This window comes from Rhodococcus sp. CX (genome assembly GCF_015865005.1).
Taxonomy (GTDB): domain Bacteria; phylum Actinomycetota; class Actinomycetes; order Mycobacteriales; family Mycobacteriaceae; genus Rhodococcus.
In genome coordinates, this window is the sequence record NZ_JADZGH010000170.1 from 21,096 (window position 1) to 22,571 (window position 1,476).

Annotated in this window: 1 protein-coding gene and 1 pseudogene; both read right to left on the reverse strand. The window is 72.4% G+C overall.

What is annotated here, in order from left to right; genetic code table 11:
* A pseudogene (locus tag I0Q12_RS18105) lies at window positions 1–254 on the reverse strand (ABC transporter ATP-binding protein); the annotation flags it as partial.
* A 119-nt stretch (window positions 255–373) separates the two neighbouring features.
* A partial coding sequence (locus tag I0Q12_RS18110) for an ABC transporter ATP-binding protein/permease (protein ID WP_231610943.1) occupies window positions 374–1,476 on the reverse strand: 1,103 nt, incomplete at its 5' end.

The window sequence follows — 1,476 nt, forward strand, 5'->3', positions numbered from 1 at the left end:
AGCGCGACGTCGTGGGTGGCCAGGCGCTCGCAGTAGCGGAACAGGCCCCGCGAGATGCCGAGGGCACGCACGGCCACGACCGCGACGGTGAGGTCGAGGACGGGTGGCATCTGCCAGGCGCGGATGATGAGCCAGGCCGAGAGTCCCGACAGCAGCAGCGCGGCCCCGAGGGTCGCGACACCGGCCGCGACCGCGACGAGAACGCGGCGGGGTTCGAGTTCGAGCAGGGCCATCGCGCGGCGCAGGTCGCCCATCGGGCGGCCACGACGGCCACCCCCCGCTTTTCCACCCCCTGTTTTTCCGAGCGAATGTACCGTTCGCTCGGTTGAAGGAGACGAACGGTACGTTCGCTCGGAAACTCCGGGTCGCTCGGTCATCGGGCAGTCACCTCCACGACGGTGTCGGCGGCGGCGAGCAGGGTGGGCCGGTGCGCGACGACGACGACGGTCGCGCCGCGGTCCGCGCGTTCGCGCAGTGCGGCCAGGACGGTCGCCTCGGTCGCGGTGTCGAGGTGTGCGGTCGGTTCGTCGAGCAGCAGCACCGGACGCGGGGACGCGAGGGTGCGGGTCAGCGCGAGACGTTGCCGCTGGCCGAGGGACAGGCCGGTTCCGCCGGCTCCGACCCGGGTGTCCCATCCGTCCGGGAGTTCGTCCAGCACCTCGTCGAACCCTGTTGCAGCACAGACATCTACAAGACCGGGTGAGGTGGCGTCGACGCCGGTGAGCGCGAGATTGTCGGCGAGGGTCCCGGGCAGCAGGACCGGCCGCTGCGGCAGCCAGGCGACCTGCGACCACCAGGCGTCGGTGCCGCGCACTTCGTCGCCGCCGATCAGGACGCGGCCGGACGAGGGTTCGGCGAGACCGAGGATCGCGAGCAGCGCGGTGCTCTTGCCGGCGCCGTTGGCGCCGGTGAGCACGGTGATCGTGCCGGGGCGGCACACCGCGTCGAGGTCGTGCGGGGCGTAGCCGTCGCGACCCGCAACGGACACGCCGTCGAGCACGAGGTCGCGACCGCGGGCGTCGAGTGCGCGTCCTCCCGCGGGCGTGACGGCAGCCGGGGACGCGGTGTCGAGGATCGCGAAAGCCCTTTCCGCCGCGGCCATTCCGTCCTCGGCGGCATGGAACTTGGCGCCGACGGTACGCAGAGGCAGATACGCCTCGGGCGCGAGAATCAACGCGACGATCCCGGCCTCGAGCGGCATCCCGCCGACGACGAGACGCAACCCGATACCGACGGCGACGAGCGCCACCGACAGGGTCGCGAGGAATTCGAGCACCGAACCGGACAGGAACGCGACCCGCAGCGCCGACATGGTGGCGCGGCGGTGGTCGTCCCCGAGTTCGCGGACGCGGCCGGCGGGTCCCTTCTCGCGACCGAGCGCGCGCAGGGTCGGCAGGCCCGCGAGCAGGTCGAGCAACTGTGCGGACAGGGTGGTCATCGTGCGCAGGGTGCGGTCGGCGCGACCCTTGGTGAGCA